Annotated in this window: 28 protein-coding genes; 16 read left to right on the forward strand and 12 right to left on the reverse strand. The window is 60.7% G+C overall.

Annotated features, from left to right (window positions below; genetic code table 11):
• Positions 1–81: 81 nt before the first annotated feature.
• The 4 genes from SJI03_RS16680 to SJI03_RS16695 all read left to right on the forward strand — a co-directional run bounded on the left by SJI03_RS16680 (position 82) and on the right by SJI03_RS16695 (position 3277).
• Positions 82–1236 carry a serine hydrolase domain-containing protein gene (locus SJI03_RS16680; RefSeq protein WP_322427947.1) on the forward strand — a complete coding sequence of 385 codons (1155 nt, stop codon included), beginning with the start codon at positions 82–84 and terminating at the stop codon, positions 1234–1236.
• A gap of 573 nt (positions 1237–1809) precedes the next feature.
• Entirely contained in the window at positions 1810–2067 is a 258-nt protein-coding gene (locus tag SJI03_RS16685; RefSeq protein ID WP_322427948.1) for a hypothetical protein, read from the forward strand.
• Between the two features lie 214 nt (positions 2068–2281).
• Positions 2282–2554: a DUF4242 domain-containing protein gene (locus SJI03_RS16690; protein WP_099380048.1), complete on the forward strand. Its 273-nt coding sequence runs from the start codon at positions 2282–2284 to the stop codon at positions 2552–2554.
• 330 nt (positions 2555–2884) lie between these two features.
• The gene (locus SJI03_RS16695) at positions 2885–3277 is read left to right on the forward strand and encodes a GFA family protein (protein ID WP_322427949.1); all 393 of its coding nucleotides are present in this window, start codon (positions 2885–2887) and stop codon (positions 3275–3277) included.
• 112 nt (positions 3278–3389) lie between these two features.
• Here SJI03_RS16695 and SJI03_RS16700 read toward each other — a convergent pair whose 3' ends face one another.
• Entirely contained in the window at positions 3390–3755 is a 366-nt protein-coding gene (locus SJI03_RS16700) for a hypothetical protein (RefSeq protein WP_322427950.1), read from the reverse strand.
• 340 nt (positions 3756–4095) lie between these two features.
• On the opposite strand from SJI03_RS16700, the gene SJI03_RS16705 reads away from it, so the two are divergent.
• From SJI03_RS16705 to SJI03_RS16730, 6 genes are all read left to right on the forward strand, one after another.
• Positions 4096–4503 carry a GNAT family N-acetyltransferase gene (locus SJI03_RS16705; protein ID WP_322427951.1) on the forward strand — a complete coding sequence of 136 codons (408 nt, stop codon included), beginning with the start codon at positions 4096–4098 and terminating at the stop codon, positions 4501–4503.
• Positions 4504–4510: 7 nt separating this feature from the next.
• Positions 4511–4957 carry a hypothetical protein gene (locus tag SJI03_RS16710; protein WP_322427952.1) on the forward strand — a complete coding sequence of 149 codons (447 nt, stop codon included), beginning with the start codon at positions 4511–4513 and terminating at the stop codon, positions 4955–4957.
• Between the two features lie 102 nt (positions 4958–5059).
• Entirely contained in the window at positions 5060–5623 is a 564-nt protein-coding gene (locus tag SJI03_RS16715; RefSeq protein ID WP_322427953.1) for a hypothetical protein, read from the forward strand.
• 8 nt (positions 5624–5631) lie between these two features.
• Complete coding sequence (locus tag SJI03_RS16720) at positions 5632–5940, forward strand: hypothetical protein (protein WP_322427954.1); 309 nt, start codon at positions 5632–5634, stop codon at positions 5938–5940.
• 177 nt (positions 5941–6117) lie between these two features.
• Positions 6118–6327: a DUF3079 domain-containing protein gene (locus tag SJI03_RS16725; RefSeq protein ID WP_099380054.1), complete on the forward strand. Its 210-nt coding sequence runs from the start codon at positions 6118–6120 to the stop codon at positions 6325–6327.
• 71 nt (positions 6328–6398) lie between these two features.
• Complete coding sequence (locus SJI03_RS16730) at positions 6399–6893, forward strand: prolyl-tRNA synthetase associated domain-containing protein (RefSeq protein ID WP_322427955.1); 495 nt, start codon at positions 6399–6401, stop codon at positions 6891–6893.
• A 10-nt stretch (positions 6894–6903) separates the two neighbouring features.
• Here SJI03_RS16730 and SJI03_RS16735 read toward each other — a convergent pair whose 3' ends face one another.
• Complete coding sequence (locus SJI03_RS16735) at positions 6904–8139, reverse strand: MFS transporter (protein WP_416208757.1); 1236 nt, start codon at positions 8137–8139, stop codon at positions 6904–6906.
• 156 nt (positions 8140–8295) lie between these two features.
• Here SJI03_RS16735 and SJI03_RS16740 point away from each other — a divergent pair, with 156 nt between their 5' ends.
• Complete coding sequence (locus tag SJI03_RS16740) at positions 8296–8913, forward strand: TetR/AcrR family transcriptional regulator (protein WP_322427956.1); 618 nt, start codon at positions 8296–8298, stop codon at positions 8911–8913.
• Here the strand turns inward: SJI03_RS16740 and SJI03_RS16745 are convergent.
• Both SJI03_RS16745 and SJI03_RS16750 read right to left on the reverse strand, forming a co-directional pair.
• Positions 8910–9380 (reverse strand): GNAT family N-acetyltransferase, encoded by a 471-nt coding sequence (locus SJI03_RS16745; RefSeq protein WP_322427957.1) that lies wholly within the window; start codon positions 9378–9380, stop codon positions 8910–8912. The two genes, SJI03_RS16740 and SJI03_RS16745, sit on opposite strands and share 4 nt — an antisense overlap.
• A gap of 49 nt (positions 9381–9429) precedes the next feature.
• A complete protein-coding gene (locus SJI03_RS16750; protein WP_322427958.1) occupies positions 9430–10197 on the reverse strand; it encodes an XAC2610-related protein in 768 nt (255 codons plus the stop codon).
• Between the two features lie 70 nt (positions 10198–10267).
• Here SJI03_RS16750 and SJI03_RS16755 point away from each other — a divergent pair, with 70 nt between their 5' ends.
• A complete protein-coding gene (locus SJI03_RS16755) occupies positions 10268–10924 on the forward strand; it encodes a tetratricopeptide repeat protein (RefSeq protein ID WP_322427959.1) in 657 nt (218 codons plus the stop codon).
• On the opposite strand, the gene SJI03_RS16760 is transcribed toward SJI03_RS16755, so the two are convergent.
• From SJI03_RS16760 to SJI03_RS16790, 7 genes are all read right to left on the reverse strand, one after another.
• Positions 10911–11888, reverse strand: a complete 978-nt coding sequence (locus SJI03_RS16760; RefSeq protein WP_322427960.1) for a ribonuclease Z — start codon at positions 11886–11888, stop codon at positions 10911–10913. The two genes, SJI03_RS16755 and SJI03_RS16760, sit on opposite strands and share 14 nt — an antisense overlap.
• A 46-nt stretch (positions 11889–11934) precedes the next feature.
• Positions 11935–13428, reverse strand: a complete 1494-nt coding sequence (locus SJI03_RS16765) for an amidohydrolase family protein (RefSeq protein ID WP_322427961.1) — start codon at positions 13426–13428, stop codon at positions 11935–11937.
• A 143-nt stretch (positions 13429–13571) separates the two neighbouring features.
• Positions 13572–14417 (reverse strand): formate dehydrogenase accessory sulfurtransferase FdhD, encoded by an 846-nt coding sequence (fdhD, locus tag SJI03_RS16770; protein WP_416208758.1) that lies wholly within the window; start codon positions 14415–14417, stop codon positions 13572–13574.
• 16 nt (positions 14418–14433) lie between these two features.
• Positions 14434–15354 carry a bestrophin family protein gene (locus tag SJI03_RS16775; RefSeq protein WP_322427962.1) on the reverse strand — a complete coding sequence of 307 codons (921 nt, stop codon included), beginning with the start codon at positions 15352–15354 and terminating at the stop codon, positions 14434–14436.
• A gap of 12 nt (positions 15355–15366) precedes the next feature.
• Entirely contained in the window at positions 15367–16347 is a 981-nt protein-coding gene (locus tag SJI03_RS16780) for a cytochrome d ubiquinol oxidase subunit II (RefSeq protein WP_322427963.1), read from the reverse strand.
• Positions 16348–16377: 30 nt separating this feature from the next.
• Positions 16378–17757, reverse strand: a complete 1380-nt coding sequence (locus SJI03_RS16785) for a cytochrome ubiquinol oxidase subunit I (RefSeq protein WP_322427964.1) — start codon at positions 17755–17757, stop codon at positions 16378–16380.
• A gap of 13 nt (positions 17758–17770) precedes the next feature.
• Positions 17771–20083: an FdhF/YdeP family oxidoreductase gene (locus tag SJI03_RS16790; protein WP_322427965.1), complete on the reverse strand. Its 2313-nt coding sequence runs from the start codon at positions 20081–20083 to the stop codon at positions 17771–17773.
• Between the two features lie 165 nt (positions 20084–20248).
• On the opposite strand from SJI03_RS16790, the gene SJI03_RS16795 reads away from it, so the two are divergent.
• Together SJI03_RS16795 and moaA are read left to right on the forward strand one after the other, a co-directional pair.
• A complete protein-coding gene (locus SJI03_RS16795; RefSeq protein WP_322427966.1) occupies positions 20249–20530 on the forward strand; it encodes a helix-turn-helix domain-containing protein in 282 nt (93 codons plus the stop codon).
• Positions 20531–20633: 103 nt separating this feature from the next.
• Positions 20634–21716 (forward strand): GTP 3',8-cyclase MoaA, encoded by a 1083-nt coding sequence (gene moaA, locus SJI03_RS16800; protein ID WP_322427967.1) that lies wholly within the window; start codon positions 20634–20636, stop codon positions 21714–21716.
• A 9-nt stretch (positions 21717–21725) separates the two neighbouring features.
• Here the strand turns inward: moaA and SJI03_RS16805 are convergent, their stop codons facing one another.
• A complete protein-coding gene (locus SJI03_RS16805; protein WP_322427968.1) occupies positions 21726–23147 on the reverse strand; it encodes a PLP-dependent aminotransferase family protein in 1422 nt (473 codons plus the stop codon).
• A 172-nt stretch (positions 23148–23319) separates the two neighbouring features.
• On the opposite strand from SJI03_RS16805, the gene SJI03_RS16810 reads away from it, so the two are divergent.
• Positions 23320–24282: a Dyp-type peroxidase gene (locus SJI03_RS16810; protein ID WP_322427969.1), complete on the forward strand. Its 963-nt coding sequence runs from the start codon at positions 23320–23322 to the stop codon at positions 24280–24282.
• A 44-nt stretch (positions 24283–24326) separates the two neighbouring features.
• Entirely contained in the window at positions 24327–24710 is a 384-nt protein-coding gene (locus SJI03_RS16815) for a hypothetical protein (protein ID WP_099380069.1), read from the forward strand.
• The last annotated feature ends 76 nt before the right edge of the window (positions 24711–24786 follow it).

The raw sequence follows: 24786 nt of genomic DNA on the forward strand, positions 1-24786 counted from the left end.
CTTTGTCGCCATCTCCTTTATCTTCCTTGTTGAGCTGGCGCGAACGGTCGCGCTGCCGAGCCTTTCAACGGGGATGTCCACATGCTGAAACTTCACACGCGTCGCCTCGCCTCACCGCTGCTGCTGACACTGCTTTTACTACTGCAAGCTCCTGCCAGCCAGGCTGACTCCGTCTCCACCGCCACCACTGCTTCCGCACTTGGTGAAGAAGAAGCGCTGGCCGCACGCATCAACAGCGAGATCGCGCCCCTGTTCAAGGCCAACGAGCCTGGCGCGACGATCATTGTCACGCGGGATGGCCTGACCGTGTTTCGCAAGGCCTATGGCATGGCCGATGTGGCCAAGGGCTTGTCCATGACCCCGGACACGGTGATGCGCATCGCCTCAATCACCAAACAGTTCACTGCCACCGGCATCTTGATGCTGGTCGATGAAGGTAAGCTGGCCCTGGGCGACGACATCCACAAGTTCTTTCCCGACTACCCCAGCGGAGGCCAGCGCATTACGATCGAACATCTGCTGACCCATACTTCGGGCATCGCCAACTATACGAACAAGCCGGGCTTTGAGGCGGGAATGAACACGGATCTGACCGTGAGTCAGATGATAGACAGCTTCAAGAACGATACGCTCCAGTTCGAACCGGGTACCCGCTACGCGTACAGCAATTCAGGTTACTTCTTGCTGGGGGCGATTATCGAAAAGGTATCCGGGGTATCGTATGCAAAATTCGTCGAACAGCGCATCTTCGTGCCGCTCGGTATGGTCAACAGCGCTTACGATGGCCATGAACGTGGCAGCGCGATGCGCGCCCAGGGCTATACGCGCAGCAGTGCCGGCGCTGGCTTCGAACCAGGCAAGGCGGTCAGCATGACGTTGCCGTATGCAGCCGGCGCACTCGTGTCCACAGTGGACGACCTGGCGCGCTGGGATGCCGCCGTCAGCGCAGGCAAACTGCTTCAGCCTTCCACTCAGCAGAAAGCGTTTACCGCCTATGTCCTGGCCGACGGCAAAAGTGTCCCCTATGGCTACGGATGGAGCGTGCGCGAGATGCGCGGTATGCCAATGCAGTCACATGGCGGCGGCATTCCCGGCTTTTCTACTTACGCGTTGCGTCTGCCCGAGAAACAATTGTATGTGGCGGTGCTGAGCAATGCCGACAGGGGCCTTCCGGGGGGCGAAATGATCGCGTTGAAGGCGGCGACTATCGCAGTTGGCCATGTTTTTCCCGACTAGATTGCGCCTCTGCCCGAAGCCAAGGTATTTGAGGAGTACGCAAAGCCTTTGTTGCACGATGCCTTTGTGTAGGTATGTTGGTAGGTACGGCTTTCGTTGGGGACGAAGGCACCGCCTGGCCCGCCCCGACTCCTCCAACCGGCGCTGCGGAGGCGGGCGGTCACCCTGTGTCAAGGATCCGTCTGCAGCCTCCGCCTGCAACGCACGCGCAATCTGCCAAAAACGTGGCCTTTTATTCCCGGCCAAGCGCGGCAAACAGATGGCAAAATTCTCATCTTGCATGGTTTTCAACTAGGACATTTTGTCCCAATGTATGGATATTGTTTTCAAGTAGTATGCATCAGAGCGTGCAGCAACACCGTCCTTGTATGGCAGTCGCTGACGTTTTCGCCGCTCTCATCTGCATATGGCAAATCACTGCGCCCGATGCCATTGTTATTTCATCGGTAGCTATAATGACAGAGTCAAACAGGGTGCCTGGGAGATGGTTGGAACAGAAGCTGCTGAAGCAGCGTTTTGAGGTGGTGCTCCTCACGATAGATAGTGTCAAGTAATAGACTGGAAATACTCAAAATGACGGATTTGGATTGGACCCCTATAGTCTTCGTGACGTTCAAGGCTCTCGTGCTCGGCACGGGCATGTTCTTCGCCATCAAGTGGCATTACGATCAAGGGAAGAAGGACAAGGATAAGGCGAAGCAGAATCGCGCGGTGCTGCGCGCGAGCGGCAAGGTGGTCACAGTCTTCGTGCTATTGCTCGTGGGCCTGGGGATCGCCACCTTCTTCTTTATCAGGATGGGCGGTCTGGAGTTGGACTTGACCCTCCCTTGATGGCAAAGAATAGTCGGCCGAGATCCAGTGATGCGGCTAGTGGGCAGCGTCGGCAGGCGGGTCGAAGAAAACAGTTATGGTATCTCGGTATCTTATGATAATTTAAGCAATACTAACCAGCCAGAGTGGTGTATAACAAAAGATGTCACGGCATGTGTGACGCATGGAGCCGGCGAGTGTTGTGTTCGCCCGGAAACATCATAAGGAGAGTGCTATGCCAAAGTACGTTATTGAGCGTGATATTCCCGGGGCTGGCAAGTTATCAGAGCAAGAACTTCGAGCCATTTCGCAGAAATCATGCGGTGTACTAAACAAGATGGGCCCACAAATTCAATGGCTCCAAAGTTATGTTACTGGCGATAAAATCTACTGTGTTTACATCGCTGCAAATGAGGAACTGGTTCGCGAACATGCCCAGCAAGGAGGCTTCCCTGCAAACCGTGTGTCGGAAGTCATTTCAGTAATTGACCCGACTACGGCGGAATAGGGCCGCCCAACAAAGTACGTTAGTCCCGTTCCTGGCGGAGTTTCACTCTGTTAATGCTGGATGTGGCTGGGGCATACGCTCGCGAGGATAGTTCGGGCTTGCGCTTTGGAGAGGGTATGCCGGTGGGTACCGTTTACGCGCCGGTGGCGCGCGTTCGTGGCTGTCGTCAGTTTCGACTGAGCCAGCTTTCACGGCATCCAGCGCATCGCTCCGCGTCTGAATGGCGGAACAGCCCTTCGTTTCGGTGCTGAAAAAATTCCTCCCTATGTGTCTTGTTTGTCGAGAAGTACTGTGTAAAAATACAGTGTCAACTTTCAAAAAGGACACCTCATGATCAAAGGCAGTTGCTGCTGTGGCTCAGTAAAGTTTGAATTGGCCTCACCCCCAGGCATGATGGGCATGTGTCACTGTTCGCGTTGCCGGAAGGCCGGAGCGAGTGCCCTGGCCTTCGTGGATAAAAATGCATTTACCTTGCTGGAGGGGCGGGAATTTATTCAACGATATGAGCCAGAGGCTCCTTTTAAATACGCTAGAACTTTTTGCAAAAAATGCGGGACTTCTTTGGGGGAGATTGGTTCAGAGAGTGATTCATTTCCAATATCGCTTAACTGCCTGGATGATGACCCTGAGGTAAGAATACAATTTCATGTGCATGTTGGCTCCAAGCCTGCATGGTATGAAATTTTTGATAATGCCAAACAGTTTCAAGAAAGTCCGACATAATAAAAAAGCCAGTCATCTGACTGGTTTTTTTATCGCATTCATGACACTCCGAAGAATTCCGATGATCGGTTGCTGTCAGGATGGCTCCTCCAGCCATACCCTCGCGAGCTGATCATTTATGCGCCACCGGCCCCTTGGCGATCGGCACAAACACTTCCCATTTATCTTGTATCGTAGGCTTGACGGTCTTGGCGCAAATCACAGCAACATTCGGTCCGGACAGGCCATGGCCTTTCGGAACCCATTGCACACGCAACGCTACCGCACATTTCGTCACCAGAATCTTCCGGTTCGGCTCCAGGACTTGCCAACTTGTTCCATTTTTTGCATTTTCAGCTGCCATGAACTGTACTGCTGCATCCCTGATCTCAAACAAGCCATGGATGTCACCGCGTGTCCGGTCTTCGTCAAGCGTGCCAGCGAGTGCTGATGAGGCACCAGCAACAAGAAAAAGGGCGGCAACAAAGGAGGTGGACATGCGTTTATTTAATCTTAACGGTACCCACATATTTACAATCCTTACCAAGTCTGTTTGATATCAAATAGAGATATGGAAGGTTCCACATTTCCAGTGTCTGCATTGTCACACAAGCTACCGCAGCTCGTTCGTTTGCTGGCAGGATTCCTATTTGATTGCGAGGTGGCGTATGAAGGCCCGCGTTTCCTGAAGTTCCGGGCATTTGAATGAGCGTCAGATGCGTGGCGGGGACGGGAACAGCCTTCTCGCCCCCGCAACTGGCATACTATTAATGCATATGCCAACATGAGCAATGTTTGCAGAAACACGCTGCGCCCAATTACCTTCCACCTTTGAACCCATGAAAAACATCACCGTAGAATATCGTCATAACTTCCCCCTCGATCCGCTCGATGTCGTCCATGTCTTCGATCAATCCGGAATCAAGCGTCCTACCGACAATCTCCCGAGAATCGCGCGCATGTTCGCCGCGCCTTGTCTCTTGCTGTCGGCCTGGGTGGATAATGAGCTTGTGGGACTGGCCCGGTCGCTGACGGACTATGCCTACTGCTGCTATCTGTCGGATCTGGCCGTCAACAAGCAGTACCAGGGTCTGGGTATCGGCAAGGAACTTGTCAAGCGCACTCAGGCTATCATCGGCGACGAAGTATCCTTGATACTGCTCTCCGCCCCGGATGCCATGTCTTACTATCCGACGCTCGGTTTTGAGCCTGCCGGCAATGCCTATGTCATCCGGCGCAAATATTGAGCGCCCTATGAAACCCGTCTACACCCTTGCCGAAGCCCTGGCAAAAGACCCCAGCCGCGTCGCCAAAACCCAGTCCCTCACCCGCGACAGTTCCAGGCCCCACATGGGCCTGAAAGGCAGTCACGGCCTGTTCGCTTCCGAAGCCTGGTGGGAAAGCATCGAGGCCAAACGCCTCCAGACGCAAACCTTGACGGGCAGCATCGAACGAACGTATTTCGCGGGCCAGGACAGCCGCCGTGGCGATCAGGTCAACAGCTTCACCTTGCGCCTGGCGGATGGCTCGACAGTCGACGAAAGCATCTACACGAATCACAAGCAGGACACCAGGCTGTTCGTGCCTGGCGCCATGGTGACGATGGTCTACGTGCTGGATGAGCTGAAGGCACAGCCGGCTGTCGACGGCGGTGTCAATTACGCGCGAACCGTGCTGGAAGTGGCCGTTTTTACGCAGTAAGGCAATTATGTCCAGTTGATACAGCTCCCCCAAGCTCCTGTTTCCTGTCAAAACCATCCCTCTAATTTGCATTAAATTAAGGATATTTCAGGGGGAGGCGAGATGGCCGACGAACTTAGCGGTGAAAAATGGGGGCGGAAATTTCCAGGTAGCACCAACACGAGGGATTTATCAGGAAATTTTCGTTTGGCAGTAGAAGATTTTCTATATGCAATGAAAGAGGCGGGGATCAGGGTTGCAATCAATGCCACCTACAGACCGCCACAGCGCTCTTACCTGATGCATTATGCGTGGAGACTCGCAAGAAAACAGCTGGATCCCCAACACATCCCAAAAATGGCGGGTGTGAATATCGAGTGGGATCACGGTGAAATTGACGCATCGGTCAAGGCTGCAAAGGCGATGTTGATTGTTTTACAGATTCATCATTTGCCCATCAAACCTGCACTACGCTCGCAACACAATTCTGGTCTTGCGATTGATATGGATTTGCTGTGGAACGGAACGGTAGAGGTGAAAGATGCGAGCGGTAATATGGTGAAGATTGCCACTTTGCCGAGGACAGGCATGAACAGGCAACTTATCGCGGTCGCTGCAACGTATGGTGTCAAGAAATACAACGGGCCTGGAAGCGACCGGCCACATTGGTCTAATAACGGCTATTAAAGGAATCCATGCGAGATTTTTTTCTGATGGTGCCAGTTTACTTTGTTTGTTCTTTTGCTTTTTCAGCCGAGCCACTCCCCAAGGATGTCAGCAGATTTATCTATAACGCTGAAGCATGTGGACACTTGGCGGGAGAGTTTGATGGCGAGCTACCGAGGAGGCAGCAGGATGACATTCTCAAGAACATACATAAATACTGCAAGGCGGCGAAAAATCAGCTGAGAATTCTCGAGATGAAATACCAAGGCAACGCCAGGATGATGAAGGTCATCAAGAGTAATGCGAATGATGCGGTGACCAGTTATGAACGGGAGTGATGCTTATCTCTGGACGGCATTCATTGGCCTCCCGGATAAGCGCGAGGCGCAAGCTGCCGCCACAGCAAATTTTCGCAAATTTGACCTATGCGAATTTCTCACCCGAATTCGTTTGACCGCCCCCCGCGCCAGGTCTAGAGTCTACAAGGAACCCTCAACCGACCACGATCGCCTCCCATGGCCAAGCCTTTTCCCTTGAATCCCAAGAACCCCGAACGCATCTGCTGGGGTTGCGACAAATATTGTCCGCCGGACGCCATGCGCTGCGGCAATGGTTCCGAGCGCACGCAGCATCCGATCGAGCTGTTTGGCGAAGGCTGGAATGACTGGGGACTGGAGGCGGCCGACAAGGACGACCAGGACGACCAGGACGAGCACAAGCCCTGACGACAAGCGCACCACATGGCGCGCCGCTACAATCGCCTCATCGCCCATTCATCCGAGCTGAGGAAATACCCATGCAAGAGATCCTGTCCAGTTGGCTGGCAAGCAGCGCCGGCGATTGCCAATCCGTCGAGCACCCGGCCGTGCACACGATCGATGAAGCACTGGTGCACGTGCCAGCCATGCCTGGCCTGATGGTCAAGAATCTATTCGTGCGCGATGAAAAGGGCCGCCGGCATTTTCTCGTCATCGTGCCCTTTGACAAGCGCATCGACCTGGCGGCGCTGGGGCGTCTATTGCCAGCAAGTAAGCTGAGCATGGCCTCGCCCGAACGTCTGTTGCTGCACCTGGGCATCACGCCCGGTTCCGTCAGCCTGTTTGCGCTAATCCACGACAACGTGCAGGCGGTGGAACTGGTACTGGACCAGGTCGTGTGGGAAGCGGATGCTGTGCAAGTCCATCCGCTGCGCAACACGGCGACAGTGGCGCTGTCGCATGCCACTCTGGTCAATTTCCTTGCCTATACGGGGCACGTTCCCCGTATTCTGGACGTGCCGGCGGCGATCTGAAAGCACCGTTTCAATGCCCGGCCACGGGCGCGCCGCCGCTGCGCCGTCCCGGCCGGAAGCCGTGCGCGCGGGCCGACCAGGCGACGAGGAAGGCCAGCACGAGCAAAGCCACCATGGCCCACGGGAAGGCGCCGGCACCCCAGGTTTCCAGCAAGGCGCCGCCCACCACGCCCGCGGCGGCAATCGCCCCATTCCACGCCACCACATTCATCGACAAGGCCACGTCGGCGCCGCTGCCGGCCGTGTCCGCCAGCGCCGTTTGCAGCAGGGTGGCCGCGCCGCCAAAGCTCAGGCCCCAGACGGCCATGCCCAGGTAGATCACAAAGGGAAGGTGCACTGCGAGGCCCAGCACGATGGCCGTCGCGGCGAACACGGCCAGGCTGGCCAGCACGGTTGCGCGCAGGTGGCGCTCGACCAGCCGGCCCGTGATCCAGATGCCGGCCATGGCGGCGGCGCCGAAGACGAGCAGCACCAGGTCGACCCGCTGCGTCAATCCGGCCGGCGCCACGAACGGGGCGATGTAGGTGTAGAGAATGTTGTGCGCCAGCATCCAGGCGATGACGACGGCCAGCACGGGGCGCACGCCCGGCGTCGTGAAGACGCGGCGCAGGGGCAGGCGTTCATGGACGGATAGTCCCGGATAGTCAGGCACCTTCGCCAGCACCCAGGCGATCAGGATCAATGTCAGGGCGGAAATGATCCAGAACGCGGCGCGCCAGCCGACCAGCGAACCAAGCAAGGTGCCCAGCGGTACGCCCAGGGACAGGGCGACGGGCGCGCCCACCATGGCCAGCGCCAGGGCGCGGCCTTGCTGGCGGGGCGCCACCATGCGCCGCGCATAGCCTGCCAGCAAGCTCCACGCCAGTCCGGCCGCCATGCCGGCAAAGAAACGGGCCGCGAGGGTCAGCCAGTAGTGGGACGACAGGGCCGTGACGGTATTGAACGCGAGAAAGCCGATGATGGTCAGCAGCAGCACGTTGCGGCGGCGCCAGCCGCGCGTGGCGATGGTGAGCGGAATGGCTGCCAGCAGGGAGCCGAGCGCATAGGCCGTGACCATTTGCCCGGCCAGCGCGGCGCTGACGCCGAGGCCCGCGCTGATCTGCGGCAGCAGGCCGGCGGGCAAGGTTTCAGTGACGATGCAGATAAAACCCGTCATGGCCAGGGCCAGCAGGCCGGCGACGGGGAGGCGGTCGGCCAGCGCAGGGCTGGTTCCGGTGGTGAGCGTAGCGTGATTCACGGCAAACATCCTTGTCAAGTAATCGGGCGCAGGAATCCCCCGACCGTTATAGCGGTATATATGTATCGATCGGTATAAATATAGGCGATGGCGTACCGCGTTGTCAACGACTTCTGTATCGAGTAGTATGTAAGTGGCACATGAGTAGATGAGAAGGAGCGATGGATGGCGCAAATGGGACGGCCGCGCACGTTCGACCGGCAAGCAGCGGTCGAGCAGGCCATGTTTTTATTCTGGCAGCAGGGATATGAATCGACTTCCTTGAGCCAGCTCAAGGCGAGCCTGGGCGGCGGCATTTCCGCGCCCAGCTTTTATGCGGCGTTCGGCTCGAAGGAAGCGCTGTTCCGCGAAGCGGCGCAATGCTATCTGGACACGTTTGCCCGCGTGACGGAATGCCTGTGGGACGATGGCCTGGCGCCGCGCGCGGCCATCGAGCTGGCCTTGCGCCAGTCGGCCTGCATGCAGTCCGAGCCGGGACATCCGCCCGGCTGCATGGTGGCGCTCGGCTGCATGAGCGCGCCGACGGCCGAGCATGCGGCCGTGGCCGCGCCTCTCACCGCGTCGCGCGCCCGCACCCGCGCCGGTTTCGTGCATTGCGTGGAGCGGGGCATGGCCAGCGGCGAATTGCCAGCGGGTACGGACGCGAGCGCGCTGGCGTCCGTCTTCGACAGCTTTTTATCGGGCGTGTCGATTCAGGCCCGCGATGGCGTTGGCTACGCCGTGTTTGACGCTGCCATCACGCACATCATGCGCGTCTGGGATGCCAACCGTTTGACAACCTAGGCCGTAAAGCGAAACTCCAGCACATCGTCGCCATACTTGTCCGTCTCGCCCGTCGCCGTCCAGCCCAGGTAACGGTAAAAGCCGTAGGAGCGCGAGGCGGGATCGCTGGAGCAGCCGAGGAATAGCCGCTGGTGGCCCTGCGCGCGCAGTTCCGTCATCACCAGTTCCAGCAAGGTCTTGCCGATGCCTAAGCCTTCGAATTCCGGCAGCAGTGCCAGGACGATGATTTCGCCCGTGTCGCGCTCGCCAAAGCAGTAGCCTACCAGCTGGCCGTCGTGATGGCAGACCTGGCCAGGCAGGCTGCCCGAGCGCATCATTTCCGCCCAGGTGACGGTCGTGATGCCCACTTCCGCCAGGCGTTCCTCGGAAACGGCGTTTTGCCGCGTCTTGCCGCGCAAGGCGATAAAGGCCGGGGTGTCTTCCGCCCTGGCGGGATGGAAGGTAATCGATGCTGGGTGTGTCGTCATGTATTAACTCGATGGTGTCGGATGAATGGCGGGCAGGACAGGATTAAAATCATTCCCAAGGTTTGCGCATGATTTTCGCGTGACGCTGCCAGTCAACTACTTTTGTATTCTCGATGGCCTGCTGGCCGGGATTGCCGCTATCGATGATTTCATCCTTGACGATGATCAAGGCGTCTTTTTCATTCAAGCGGTATTCCCGATAGCGCTCGCAATCCTGTTCGCGCCGGGCGGTGGTGATTAATTTGTCAGCCCGCCACGCATAGCTGTCTTCATAAAAACATTGCGCGGCGCAGCCGCAATTGGGGATGCCGCCTTCGATTTTTTGATCGGCTGTGCTGATATCCAGATTCGGAATGGCAGACATGGGTTGATTGAAACGGTATTGCTTCGCCGGCGCATCCCACAGCCATACATCGGAACAGCGGATGCGTCCCTGGCTATCCGTGTAACCGGTAACCCACAGGTCGGCATGGCCGTCGAAATTCATGTCGACCAGCAGCGCATGCAAATTGCCCGTGCCGCTGGTGCTGCAACTTCCAGGTATCCACTGCTTCCCGATTTTCAGCTGGTACGTCTGTTTTTCATCGTGATTCGCATAGCGGATATCGGCCGCTTGCCGTACTTTGCCTGTCGCGGCTTTGTCCAGGTGCAAGGTGCCGCCATAAACCGAGGTGGAAATCAGGGATAAAAGCAGAACAATCAATTTCATGGCGTTATTCTTGGGCGGATATTGGGCCCCAAATGTAGGGCACAATGCCCCGATTATATCGGGCGGAGAATGATGATAACGCATGATTTGGGCAATGTGCCACACCATTCCCTATCGTGCATTCTGCGCGGAACAGTGCTGTGTACAATGCCCAAAAATCCCCGAATAAGGAATTCTGATGACATCCTCTCCCGAATCTTTGAATGAAGCGGGCATTCTCGCTTATAACGACGGTCAGCACGCCGAGGCATTCAGGCAATTCGACGCGGCTGCGCGCACCGGCGATCCTGCCGGCCAGCATTTATTGGCCAGCCTGTATTACCAGGGCCATGGCGTGACGCAAGACTTGCCGAAAGCGGTGGAACTGTTCACGGCAGCCGCGCAGGCGGGCTTTCCGCCGTCGCTGGCCAATCTGGCCCTGATGTATGCGAGCGGTGATGGCGTCGCGCAAGACATGGCGCAATCGCTCGCGTATGGCCGCCAGGCGGCCGAGGCGGGCGATGGCCAGTCGCAATTCAACCTGGCGCAGGCCTACCGCAAGGGGACTGATGTACCGCAAGACTTCGCCGAGGCGGCCTTCTGGTACAAGCAGGCGGCCGAAGCCGGTTCCCTGTCGGCGCAGAACGAATACGGCTTGCTGTACGCGCAAGGGCAGGGCGTGGAACTCGACTACGTGCAGGCGTATGCGTGGATCGCCATGCCGGCCGAGGCGGGCAGCGCACAATCGATCAAGAACCGCGACCAGTTGCTGGAAATCCTCACGCCGTCACAGCAGCAGGCGGCGCGCGCGCTGGCGGCAGAGTATGCGACGCAGTATGGCGTCAATCCACACTAGATTTCTTTGCCGGCAGCTTGCTGAGCACACCTGCCGCATCGAGTTCATAGCTGTCGAAATCGCGCGCGAGGAATAGTTCACCCGAGTAATGCAGCCGGGCTTCCGCTTCCAGCTCGGCCATGCCTTCCGCATGGTGATAGCGGGCGCTGAAGTGGGTGAGGATCAGGTTCGGCAAGCGGGCCGCTTCGGCGAACTGCGCCACGCGCTGCACGGAACTGTGCGTGGGGCCGGGGCCCACTTTCTGCAGCATGGCTTCCGTGTAGGTGGCTTCATGCACGAGCAGTTGCGCGCCGGCACAGGCGTCCGTCAGCAACGCTGGCGTGTCGTTGTCGCCGCCAATCACCACCGTGGCGCGCTGCGTGTCCGTCTGGCGGAAGGTGGCGGCGTTTAATACCGTGCCATCGTCCAGGATTGCATCCTGGCCAGCCTGCAAGAGTCCCCAGGCGGGGCCGGGCGGCACGCCGGCTGCCTGCAGGGCCGCCTTGTCCAGCTTCCATCTGCTTGTTTCTAGCGCAAAACGATAACCGACGCTCGGGGCGCGGTGCGACAACGCATGGCGTGAGATGGTCAAGCCCGCCTCCTCATGCACGACTGGCGCGCTGTCCACGTCGATATGAATCAAGGGGTACGTCAAAAACAGTTCCGTGTGCAGCAGGGTGGCGTCGATCCAGGCCTTGATGGCGGCCGGGGCGATCAGCAGCAAGGGCTTCTTGCGTCCCGTCATCGAGGCGCTGGCCAGCAAGCCAGGCAGCCCATAGCTGTGGTCGCCATGCACGTGGGTGATGCAGATGCCCACCAGGTCGTGCACGGACAGGGGCAGGCGCTGCAGCCGGTGCTGCGTGGCTTCGCCGCAATCGATCATCCACCAGTCGCGGTTGTGCGTGGTTTGCAGGGCCAGCGACGTGACATTGCGGTGGCGCGTGGGCACGCCGGAAGACGTGCCGAGAAAAGTCAGTTTGAACATGGGCGCATTATGCGGCAAGCCACCGCCGTTGCCAACGCGCCAGCCTTCAGCTTGCCCGTGGCGCGCTCAATTTGTCCTTGTAGATGCGCCCGTTCTTCATGATCAGCAGCAGGCTTTCTTCCGGCTGGGCGAGGAAATCGAGGTTCTTCGTGGGATCGCCATCGGCCACCAGCAAGTCGGCAAACGCGCCCACGGCCAGCTTGCCCAGAGTGCCCGGATAGGGCGAGCGCTGGCCGGACAGGGCCAGCAGTTCGCCATTCTGCCCCGTCGCCTGTGCCAGCAAGGTCAGGGGATCGTAAAAGCGCGTGAGTTTCGCCAGTTGGCGGCCCTGCGTGGGCGTGTTTTTCGCGCTGAACAGGATGTCCGTGCCCCAGCCCGTCCTGATGCCGTACTTTTGCGCCAGCGCATACGCCTTCACCGTGCCTTCGGATACGATGGTTTGGCTGGCCTTGCGCGCCGCATCGGGGTAGACATTCGCATCCGCGTCTTGCAGGAAAGGCTGCAGGCTCCACCACGTGCCCGTGTCGCGCATCAGGCGCACGGCATCGTCGTCCGCCAGCTGGCCATGTTCGATGCTGCGCACGCCTGCGCGGATGGCCCGCTGTATGCCTTTCGGCGTGTAGACGTGGGTCATCACATACGTGCCCCAGTCGGCGGCCGCTTCCACGCCGGCGCGCAGTTCGCGTTCCGAATATTGCGTGCTGTCGAGCGGGTCGTACATCGACGCGACGCCGCCGCCGGCCATCATCTTGATTTGCGTCGCGCCCAGCATCAGCTGCTCGCGCACGCGGCGCAGCACTTCCGCCTCGCCATCGGCGATCATGGCCATGCCCGCCGTTTCCGCCATGCCCAGCGGCGCGTTGGCCGCGCGGGGAATCTCCGAGCGCAGGCGGAAGTCGCCATGGCCCGAGGTTTGCGAAATCATGGCGCCCGAGGGGAAGATGCGCGGACCGTCGACGATGCCTTCATCGATGGCGCGTTGTAAAGCAAAGGCGGGGCCGCCAGGATCGCGCACGGAGGTAAAGCCGCGCAGCAGGGTGCGCTGCGCTTCCTGCGCCGCCACCAGATACAGATAGCCAACGTCGGACGTCATGGCCGTCACCTGGTTGATGGCGGCCAGCATGGTGTGCCAGTGGGCGTCGATCAGGCCCGGCATCACCAGCTTGCCCTGGCAATCGATGACGTGCGCGCCTTCCACCTTCTCGCCGGCCGGCAACAGGGCGGTAATGGTCGGGCCTGTCACCAGCACGTGGATACCGGAGCGGGGCGTCTTGCCCGTGCCGTCGAACAGGCGCAGATTGGTCAGCAGCAGGGGGCGCTGGGGCGTTTGCGGCTGCTGGGCGATGGCGTTGCTGGTGGACAGGCCGATGAAGGGCGCCAGCATGGCGGCCGCGCCACCGAGAAACTGCCGGCGCCGCATGTCCGCCATCACCCGCTGATGCAGGATGGTGAAGACGGTGCCGCCGCAATCGCAGGCACGCGGCTTCAAGCCGCCCGTTTGCCACGTATCCATCAGATGCTGCTCTTGTGCCAGGGCCATCGCCGCCATCCTTTCATCGCTGCCGCGCCAGCATAGTGGCTGCAGGCAAAGTTAACAATAGGAAACTATTGTCATAGTTGGCCTGCAGCGGCGGCAAGTCAAGCGTGCACTTGCTTTACGGCAAAGAATGTAGCATCGGCTGTTCAAGGTGCATGCTGGCCGCTATTTCCCCTTTCGCCCGCCGTGTAATCGACAAAGCCGTCGCGGCGGCAAAAGCTGGCCAGCTGCATGCCGGCCTGGCGCGCGATGCGGATGGCCAGCGAGGTGGGCGCCGAGATGGTGGCGACGAGCCCGATATGCATGCGCGCCGACTTGCGCACCAGTTCATAGCTGGCGCGGCTGGACAGGAAGACGAAGCCGTCGTGCATGGCGATGCGGTGCAGCGCCAGGTAGCCGATCAGTTTATCCAGACCGTTATGCCGGCCCACGTCCTCGAACACTTTCACGATGGCGCCCTCGGCCGTGCACCAGGCGGCCGCATGCACGCCGCCCGTCTTGTGCATCAGCTCCTGGTAGGGCAGCAGTTCGCGCGCGGCGCGGCCGAGGATGGCGCTGCTGGCGACCAGCGGCGGCAGGGGGCGCGTGATCTTTTCCGGCACCAGGTCCAGCAGGGCCAGGCTTTCGATGCCGCACACGCCGCAACCCGTGCGCCCCGTCAGAGCGCGGCGGCGGGCCTTGAGCTTGATCAAATCCGGCTGGGCGATGGTCAGCCGCACTTCCGCGCTGTCCGCGCCGCAGCACACGTCGAGGTCGTAGATATCGCGCACGCTGCCGACGATGCCTTCGGTCAAGGTAAAGCCGACGGCGAATTCCTCGAGGTCGCGCGGCGTGGCCATCATCACCGCGTGGGCGATGCCGTTGTAGACGAGGGCCACGGGATACTCCTCGGCCACCATGTCGTGGCCCGCCGTGGCCACGCCGGCCTGGTGGCGCACCATGGGAACTTCCAGATAACCGTCGCGTTCGATGGTGGTGATGTCGCATTCCATGATGTGTGTTCTCCCGTTAATTGATTTGATAGCGCGGACAAGGCCGTATCGAAGGCGGCAGCGGGTCGCCATGCAATTCCAGCAGCGAGCGTTCCGTTTCCCGCGTCATGGCGTTCAGGGCCAGGCAGTTGGGCGCCAGGCCGAATGGTTCGGCGATCTGCTGCGCGATGGCTTCCAGCGCAAACAGGGTGTAGGCAACAAACACGGAAATGAGGGGCGTGGCCACGCCGATGGCGTCCACCAGGCCCAGCGGCAGTAAAAAACAGTACATGTAGACGGTGCGGTGCACCAGCACGCCATACGGATACGGAATCGGCGTGTTCTGGATGCGCTCGCAGCCGGCCACGGTGGCGGCCAGGTCGTTGAGCTGGGTATCGAGCATCCACAGCAGCTGCGTCTGGCCCGGCTGGCGCTGCACGGCGTCGTGCAGCATGGCACGCACGGAATGGAGCACGGCGACAGGTTTGAAGTTGACGCCCTGCAAGCGCTGCACGTCCTCGGCCGGAAGGTAGCGCGCCAGGTCTTGCTGCGGGTCCGTCTGGCGCAACTGGTGCTTGAGTGCATACACGAAAGCGATCAGGCGGCGCAGCAGCAACTGGTGGTCGAGGCCGCTCGTCTCCTGCGGCAGATACGTGAGCGCCTGCGAAGCAAGGGCCCGCGCGGCGATCAGCAATTGCCCCCAGATATGCCGCGCCTCGACGAAGCGCGCATAGCTGGCGTTGTTGCGAAAGCCGAGAAAGATCGCCAGGCTGATGCCGACCATGGGAAACGGCGCCGTATCGAGTGGAATCTTGACGCCGAAGATACGGCCATCCGTCAGCAGGGCCAGCGAACTGACGACCAGCATCAGCAGCAATTGCGGGATGATGGCTTGCAGCACCGAGCCATCCCAGACGAACAGCATGCGGAACCAGTTGGTGGTAGGCCGAATGATCATATTTGATTTCGCTCAATGCTTGCGAGGCACGACCTTGCCCTCGAAGACGTAGTATTGGAACAGGTTGTAGCCGATCATGATCGGCAGCATGGAACCCATGCCGATCAGCATGAAGATCAGGGTCGGCTCATCCGATGCAGCCGCCGTGATGCTCAGCTTGCCCGGCACGAGGTCGGGGAAGAAGCTGATGGCCAGGCCCGCGAACGAGGCCAGGAACAGCACGATGGCGCCGCGGAACGGTCCGCGCACGCCGTTCACGTGCACGGCCCACAGGATGTAAATAAAAGCGCTGGCGGCGATGGCTGCCAGGGCCAGCAGCACGCCGAACACGCCCGGCTGCGCCCAGCGGTCGTGGCCGATGGCGCTGAAGACCATGGTGCCGGCCGACAGCACGATGGCGGCCGCGACCGTCGCCAGCACGCTGGCCGTCGCATAGCGGCGCGCTGCCGCTTCCAGCTGGCCGCCCGTCTTCTTGATCAGGTAAGTGCTGCCCAGCAGGCAATAGCCGGCCACCACGCCCAGCGCCGTGCAGGCCGTGAAGATGCCGCTCAGCCAGCCCGGCTGCAAGCCCGTGATGACCTCGCCCAGCACCACGCCTTGCGCCACGGCGGCCAGCAGGCTGCCCACGCCGAAGATCACGTCCCACAGGCGCTTGTTGCCGGCCGCATGGCGGAACTCGATCGAGGCACCGCGCATGATCAGGCTGGCGATCAGCAGCATGATGGGAATGTACAGCCCTTCCAGCAAGGTGGCGTAGGCGCTGGGGAAGGCGCCGAACAGGGCGCCGCCCACTACCACCAGCCAGGTTTCATTGGCGTCCCACACGTGCTCGATGGACTGGAAGATCAGGTTGCGTTCCTGCTCGCGGCGGGTGAACAGGCTGAGGATGCCCACGCCCAGGTCGAAGCCGTCCGTGACCACGTAAAAGATCAGCATCAGGCCGATCAGGCCGAACCAGGCATTGCCCAGCATGGCATGCGAATTGATATCCATTACAAACTCCTTGATTGGTAGGGGCGCATTTCAGTACCCCGCGGCATGGGCAGCGTCCGGCAGCGGCAGCGCCACATCCGGGCCTTGTTGCAGCCATTTCTTGGCAAACACGAAGAAAGTGACAAACAGCACGATGTAAAACACGAAGAACATCAGCATGCTGCCGGCCACGGCATGGGCCGCCACGTCGGAGACGGCGTCGCGCGTGCGCAGCAAGCCGTACACGACCCACGGCTGGCGTCCCACTTCGCGCACGATCCAGCCGCACTCGACGGCGATATAGGGCAGCGGTATCGTCAGCACCCAGGCCAGCAGCAGCTTGCGGTTGCGCACGAACTCCTGCACCCGCCCACCTACCTTGCGCCAGGCCACGAAGGTCCAGAACGACAGCAGCACGAACCACATGCCGATGCCGGCCATGGCGCGGAAGGCGTAGTACAGCAGCGGCAGCATGGGCGGCTGGTCTTCGCGGGCGATGTCGGCCAGGCCCGTGATCTTGCCCGTGGCGCTATGCGTGGCGATCACGCTGAGCATGCCGGGCACTTCGATGGACCAGTCATTCTTTTGCTCCGCCTGGTTGGGCCAGGCCAGCAGGGACCAGGCCGCGCCTTCGCCATCGGGATTCGTGTGCCAGTGGCCTTCGATGGCCGCGCCCTTGGCGGGCTGGGTCTTGAAGACATCGACGCCGCTCGAATCGCCGAGCCACACTTGCAACGGTGCAATGACCAGCAGCAACATCAGTGACAGCTTGAACGAGCGGGCGAAGAAGGCCGGCTCGCGGCGCTTGAACATATACCAGGCGGAAATGCCGGCGATGACGAACAAACCCGTTTCCACGGCGGCCACCCACATGTGGCCCACGGCCCAGGCCATGTCGGGATTGAAGATGGCGGCCACGTAATCGATGACGATGATCTTGCCGTCGACCACGCGCACGCCGGCCGGCGTCTGCATCCAGGAATTGGCGACCATGATCCAGAACGAGGAAATGCTCGACCCGAGCGCCACCATGCCGGTGGCAAACAGGTGCACGCCCTTCGGTACGCGGCCCCAGCCGAACATCATGATGCCGATGAAGCCCGCTTCCAGCATGAAGGCCATGGCGCCCTCGAAGCCGAGGATGTTGCCGATGAACTGGCCGGAATGGTGCGAAAACGGCGCCCAGTTGGTGCCGAACTGGAATTCCAGGGGAATCCCGCTGACGACGCCGACGGCAAAGTTCAGTACCAGCAGCTTGCTCCAGAAGCGCGCGTGGCGGTAGTAGACGGGGGCGCTGGTGCGCAGCCACAGCGCCTCGACGACAAACAGGAACAGCGACAGGCTGATCGTCAATATGGGCCACAGGATGTGGAAGATGGCCGTCATCGCAAATTGCGCGCGCGACAGGTCCAGGGTATCGAAACCGAACATGGCGTTCTCCTGATCAACTGAGGGCGGCCGAAGGCGACAGCAGCACGGGGATGGATTTGAAGGTCGGCGTGCGCGAGCCTTCGCCCACGCTGTCGAGCGGCACCAGCGGATTGGTTTCCGGGTAGTAGGCGCCGATGCAGCCGCGCGGGATGTCGTACTCGACCAGCAGGAAGCGGTCGGCGCGGCGTTCGATACCGTCATGCCATACGCCGATCAGGTCGACCCAGTCGCCGGCCGCAAAACCCAGCATGGTCAGGTCATCCTTGTTGATGAAGACCACTCGGCGCTGGCCGAACACGCCACGGTAGCGGTCGTCCATGGCATAGATCGTCGTGTTGTACTGGTCGTGCGAACGCGTCGTCATCAGCACCATCAGGCGCTCGCCATATTGCTGGCGCGCACGGTGGATCGGCGTGTCCAGTTCCACGGCGTTGACGAGGAATTGCGCCTTGCCGCTGTCCGTCTTCCATACGCGTTCGCGCGAGGCGATTTTCAGGTGGAAACCGCCTGGCTTGGCCACGCGCAAGTTGTAGTCGAAAAAGTCGTCAAAAACTTGTTCGATGGAATCGCGCAGCAGCGCATAGTTGCCGGAAAAGCGCAGCCAGTCGATCTTTTCGCTGCCCAAGGTCGCTTGCGCCATGCCGGCCACGATGGCGATTTCCGAGCGCAGATTGGGCGAGGCGGGCTGGTTCATGCCGAACGAGATGTGCACCATGCTCATCGAATCTTCCACCGTCACGCCTTGCGCCACGCCTTCCTGCACGTCGATTTCCGTGCGGCCCAAAGTCGGCAGGATCAGCGCATCTTTGCCATGCACCAGATGGCTGCGGTTGAGCTTGGTAGCGATGTGCACGGTCAGGTCGCACGAGCGCAGCGCATCCCACGTGCGCGGCGTATCCGGCGTGGCCATCGAGAAATTGCCACCGAGCGCGACAAACACTTTGACTTTCTTTTCCAGCATGGCTGCGATGGTGCCGACGGCGTCATAGCCGTGGTGGCGCGGCGGCTCGAAGTTGAAGACCAGGCCCAGGCGGTCGAGGAATTCCTTGGTCGGCTGTTCCTCGATGCCCATGGTGCGGTCGCCCTGCACGTTCGAGTGACCGCGCACGGGACACAGGCCCGCGCCGCGCTTGCCGATATTGCCGCGCATCATCATCAGGTTCGACAGGATTTGCACGGTGGCCAGCGAATTCTTGTGCTGCGTCACGCCCATGCCCCAGGTGGCGATGACGGCCTTGCCCTTCACATAGATCTGCGTCAGTTCCTCGATCTTGTCGCGCGCCACGCCCGATTCGGCCAGCAGCAAGTCCCAGCTTTCGGCGCGCAGGTCGGCCGCGAAAGCCTCGAAGCCCTTCGTGTGCTCGGCGATGAAGGTGCAGTCGAGCACGCGCTCCTGGCCGTGGGCGATGGCCGCGTCATCGAGCTCGACTACGCGCTTGGCCATGGCCTTGATCAGCGCGAAGTCGCCGCCCAATGTCGGGCAGATGAACAGCGAGCAGATGTTCGTGCTGCCGCCCGTGAGCATTTCCAGCGGATGCTGGGGGCTGGTGAAGCGCTCCAGGCCCCGTTCGTGCAATGGGTTGATGGACACGATGGTGGCGCCACGGCGCGACGCTTCGCGCAATTCTCCCAGCATGCGCGGGTGGTTGGTGGCCGGGTTCTGGCCGAACAGCAGCAGGGTGTCCGCATGCTCGAAGTCGTCCAGCAGCACCGTGCCCTTGCCGATGCCGACGGTTTCCGGCAAGCCGCGGCTGGTCGCTTCGTGGCACAGGTTGGAGCAATCGGGGAAATTGTTCGTGCCGTAGGCGCGCACGAACAGCTGATACAGGAAAGCCGCTTCGTTGCTGGCGCGGCCCGACGTGTAGAAGGCGGCCTGGTTCGGGTCGTCCAGCGCGTGCAGGTGGTGCGCCACGAGGGCGAAGGCGTCGTCCCAGGAAATGGCCTGGTATTTGTCGCTGGCAGAGTCGTACACCATGGGGTCCGTCAAACGGCCATGTTGCTCCAGATCATAGTCCGACTGCTCCATCAATTCGGTGACCGTGTGTTCCTGGAAAAACTCTGGGCGCACGCGCTTGCTCGTCGATTCTGCGGCCACGGCCTTGACGCCGTTTTCGCAGAATTCAAACGTCGACGCGTGTTCGCGGTCGGGCCAGGCGCAGCCGGGACAGTCGAAACCGTCGGGCTGGTTTTGCTCGAACAGCGAGCGGTAATTGCCCGCGCTGACTTTTTCCTTGAACAGATTGATGGCCACATACTTGAGGGCACCCCAACCGGCCGCGGCATGGGTGTAGGGCGCGATGCGCGCGTCGGACTTTGGCTTGCTCATGATGACTCTCCTGGTGATATGCGATGGGACAATCACATGGTAGGGGCGGCGGACTGGCCCGTAGGCGCACAGTTCCGGACAAAAAAACAGAGTACAGATGGCAAGACGACGATGCCGGTCGCGCCGGCGCCGGCCGTGATTTATGATGTACACAAGGAGAAAAACATGCACAAGGAAGACAAGGAGGACGGAGTCGACGCGGCGCTGATCGCCCTGCTGGCGCTGCTGTGGGAGGCGCGGCAGGAGGCGCCGGAGAAACCGTGGTCGCTGGCCAAGCTGGCCAAGCGGGCAGGAGTACAGATGAGCACTTTGCTGCGCCAGCTCAATGCGCTGTCCAGTGCGGGACTGGCAAGCGTAACGACGGCGGAGAACGGCGGCGGCAGCGCTTCGCTGAGTACGGCGGGCGCCGAGCTGTGCGCCAGCGTGTTCGCGCCACCAGGAGAGTAAAGCCGAATCTGTACTCTATCGCCTGGCGCCGGACTGTACCTCCTTAAGTGCCTGCTTTCGTCCTATGCTACTTCCAGACGAACGCACATCAAGGGGAAGCACAATGAACACCATCAGGTATCAGCAGCCAGCCATCTGGCAGCCAGACTATAGTGAACCCTGCGTGGACATGCTGGGCCGTCCCCTGACGGACTTGCGCATTTCCGTCATCGATCAGTGCAATTTCCGCTGCACCTATTGCATGCCGGCCGAGCTGTACCCCAGCGATTACCCGTTTCTTCCCTCCAGCGAGCGCCTGTCCTTCGCGCAGATCGAAACGCTGGCGCGCGCCTTCGTGCGTCTGGGCGTGGATAAAATCCGCATCACGGGCGGCGAGCCGCTGCTGCGCAAGAATCTGGAGCAGCTGATCGAGACGCTGGCGAAGCTCACCACGCCGGACGGGCGCGCCGTGAGCATCGCGCTGACGACGAATGGCAGCTTGCTGGCGGCCAAGGCGCGCTCGCTGAAGGATGCTGGTCTGGACCGCGTCACCGTCAGCCTCGACAGTCTCGATAACGGCATTTTCCAGCGCATGAATGGCGTCGATTTTCCCGTCGAGAAAGTGCTGCACGGTATTGAGGTAGCGCAAGCCGTGGGCTTGAACCCCGTAAAGGTCAACATGGTCGTGCAGAAAGGCGTCAACGACAGCCAGATCGTGCCGCTGGCACGCCATTTCCGCCACACGGGCGTGATCCTGCGCCTGATCGAATTCATGGACGTGGGCGGCATCGGCGCCTGGTCGCGCACGCACGTCGTCACGTCGGAGGCGGCGCGCGCGCTGATCGCCGCCGAATTCCCCCTCGTGTCGCTGGGCGAAGGCAAGCCTGTCCTGCACGAGACGGCCAGCCGCTATCGTTATCTCGATGGCGGCGGCGAAGTGGGCTTCATTTCCAGCGTGTCGCAGCCGTTCTGCGGCGACTGCAGCCGCGTGCGCGTCTCGTCGGACGGCAAGCTGTTTACCTGTTTGTTCGCCCAGGACGGCCTCGACCTGCTGCCCCAGCTTGATACCGGGCAAGGGCTGGAAACCCTGCTGCGCCAGCACTGGCAGCGGCGTGGCGACCGCTACTCGGAAGTGCGCGGCGCACTGGCCCAGCTTGGCGGGCGCAAGCAGTATCCCACCGTGCGCATGTCGCTGGTGGGCGGATGAAGGATGGGCCTAGAGGAATTCGGTGATGAGTTTGCCGAGCAGGATAATGGCTTGCTCGACGCCCACGCTCCACGGATAGCTGTAGTTGAGGCGGATGCAATGCTTGTAGGCCTGGCTGACGGAAAACATGCGCCCCGGACCCACCGTGATCTTGCATTCCAGCGCGCGCCGGTACAGCTGCATGGAATCTATGTCGCCGGGCAGCTCCACCCACAGCACGTAGCCGCCCTGCGGGTGCGAGATTTTCGTGCCAGCAGGAAAGAAGCGCTGCACGGCGGCAGCCATGATGCGCGCCTGCTGGGCATAGGCCTTGCGGGTGCGGCGCAGATGCTGTTCGTAGCCATCGTTTTGCAGGTATTCGGCAATCGCCAGCTGCGGAAACGAGGACGTGGCCAGGGTGTTGAGGAATTTGAGTTCCTCCACCTTGCCCCGGTAGCGTCCGGCCAGGGCCCACCCCACGCGCTGCGCGGAACTGAGGCTTTTGGAAAACGAGGAACAGTGCAGCACCAGGCCCTTGCGGTCGTAGGACTTGAGCGAGGACGGGTGGGCGTCGCCGTAGTACAGCTCGTTGTAGACGCCGTTTTCGATGGCGGGCACGTCGTGCTGCTCCAGCAACTGGACCAGGGCACGCTTGCGCTGGTCGGACATTTGAAAGCCCAGCGGATTCTGGAAGTTCGGCATCACCATGACGGCGGCGATCGGTTGCTGGGCCATGATGTCGGCCAGCGCCTCGATGCTGATGCCTTCATACGGATCGGTGGACACTTCCACCACTTTCATGCCCAGCCGTTCGACGGCCATCAGCATGGCATAGAAGGTGGGCGACTCGACGGCGATAGTGTCGCCCGGCTTGGCCACGGCTTGCAGGCACAGGTTGATGGCTTCCGTGGCGCCCACGGTGACGATGATTTCGTCGGGATCGACGGCCAGGCCGTTTTCCATGTAGCGGCGGGCAATTTCGCGGATCAGCTGCGGGTTGCCCGGCGGCAGGTCGTCCGTCACGCTCCACGCGCGGTTGCGGCGCGCCACGGTGCCCGCATACTGGTTGATGCGTTCCCACGGAAACAGCGACGGATCGGGGTAGGGCGAGCCCAGCGGTATGGCGTCATGCAAGCCGATCGAGCGCAGGGTCGACAGCACCAGGCGGCTGACGTGCACTTCCGCCGGCACGGGGCTGGGATGCGAAGCCTGCATGCACAGGGACGGTGTGGCCGCATCGCTGGCCCGCTGGCGCACGAAGTAGCCGGACTGGGGGCGGCTTTCGATCACGCCCATGCCTTCCAGCTTGACGTAGGCGCGCAGCACCGTGGTGATGCTCAGCTTGTGCTGCTGGCTGGTCTGGCGCACGGACGGAATGCGTTCGCCGGGCAGGAGCACGCCCTTGTCCACCAGTTGCTCGATGTCGCTGACGAGCTTTTCATACAATTTCATGCAATGGTATCCATTCTTATTCTTGCTCTACGTCATTGCATTATCGTCCAATTCATGAATACCTATAGTTACAGTTATCGCATGTTGCCTAAAGCATGTTGCCTAAATGAAACTGCCATCCGGCACTTCTGGTTTAAGATCCACATAGAAAACAAAAAGAGGAACATTGGTTATGGCAATTCCACAAAGCATGCTGTCGGTCGTCGCGCGCGACGAAGTGCATTTGCAGTTCAATGTGAAGGCCGGCGTCGACCTGCGGCAGCTCTTCAAGTTACTTGGAAAGCTGTGGGAGTCCGAAGTCACGGGTATCCTCGATCCCACCCTGAACCGCCACCATCAGTTGACGGGCGGCACGGCCAATGTGGTGCTGGGATTTAAGCCCGAGCTGTGGCGCGCCGCCTGCCCCGGCTGCGTGCCGGACAACATGGCCTCGTTCGCGCAAGACCTGGTAGGCGTCAACGGGAAGACGGCGCCGGCCACCCAGCATGATTTCTGGGTCTGGATCACGCAGTCGAACGCGGCCACCCTGTACGACAGCATGCGCACGACGCTCACGCTTTTGAGTCCCTTCGCCGAGCTGGCCAGCGAGCAGGTGTGTTTTCCGTATCACAATAACGTGACCTTCGACGGTTTTGCCGACGGCGTCGCCAATCCGAATCCGTTTCGCGCCAACGGCGTGGCCATCATTCCGGATGGCGAAGCGGGCGCGGGCGGTTCGACCGTGCTGCTGCAAAAATGGCGCATGGATGTGGAGCGCCTGCGCGCCTTGCCTGTGCATGCGGCGGAGCAGGTGTGGGGCCGCACCAAGGCCGGCAGCCATGAATTGTCGCCGCTGCCCGTCGATTCCCACGTGGGCCGCAACCAGTTCATCCGCGATGGCGAGGAAGTCGATATCGTGCGCCGCAATGCCAATTACGCCAATGCCGGCGAGGCGGGCGTCATGTTTGTCGGTTTTTGCAAGGACATCACGGTGACCATGGGCATGCTGCGGCAAATGTACGGCGTAGGCTATGATGGCGTCACCAAGACGGACCGGCTGCTGGATTTTTCCACGGCGCTGTCGTCGGCGATCTATTTTGTGCCCAGCATCGATGCCTTACTGGCCGTGGGTATTTCGCCGGCGGATCCCGGCTAAGGACCGCTCCGGCGGTCCCTATTTTCACTTTAAAGGAGTTTTCCATGCGTATTCGTCCCGCCACACTGCTGTCCGCCCTGATCTTCGGCAGCGTCGTCTTCAGCGCTTCCGCCTCCGCCGTCGGCCTGGGTTTCCTGGCCGATACGCCGATGGCCTACCTGAACAAGAACGACAAGCCCGTCTTCGTGAAAGCCGTCACCGACGTGCTCAATGACAAGAAGGATGGCGAAACCGTGCAATGGAGCAATGAAGGCTTGCGCAATTCCGTGCGCATCGCCGCCGAGATCACGGCCAGCGATACGCAAAAGACGGAGGCGCAAACGTGCCGCAAGGTGCAGGTGGGCTTGAGCGCCAAGGGCCAGGAACAGACCCTCAAGCTGACGGTCTGCAAGGCCGGCACGGCCGCCTGGAAAGTGGCGAAGAGCTGATCGTCCGTGCATTTCCCTTGCCGGTTCTGCACCGGCAAGGTACGACTTTCTCATAAGTAAGTGTTGCAGCGGTTAG

Source organism: Janthinobacterium sp. GMG1 (genome assembly GCF_034427795.1).
Lineage (GTDB): Bacteria > Pseudomonadota > Gammaproteobacteria > Burkholderiales > Burkholderiaceae_D > Janthinobacterium.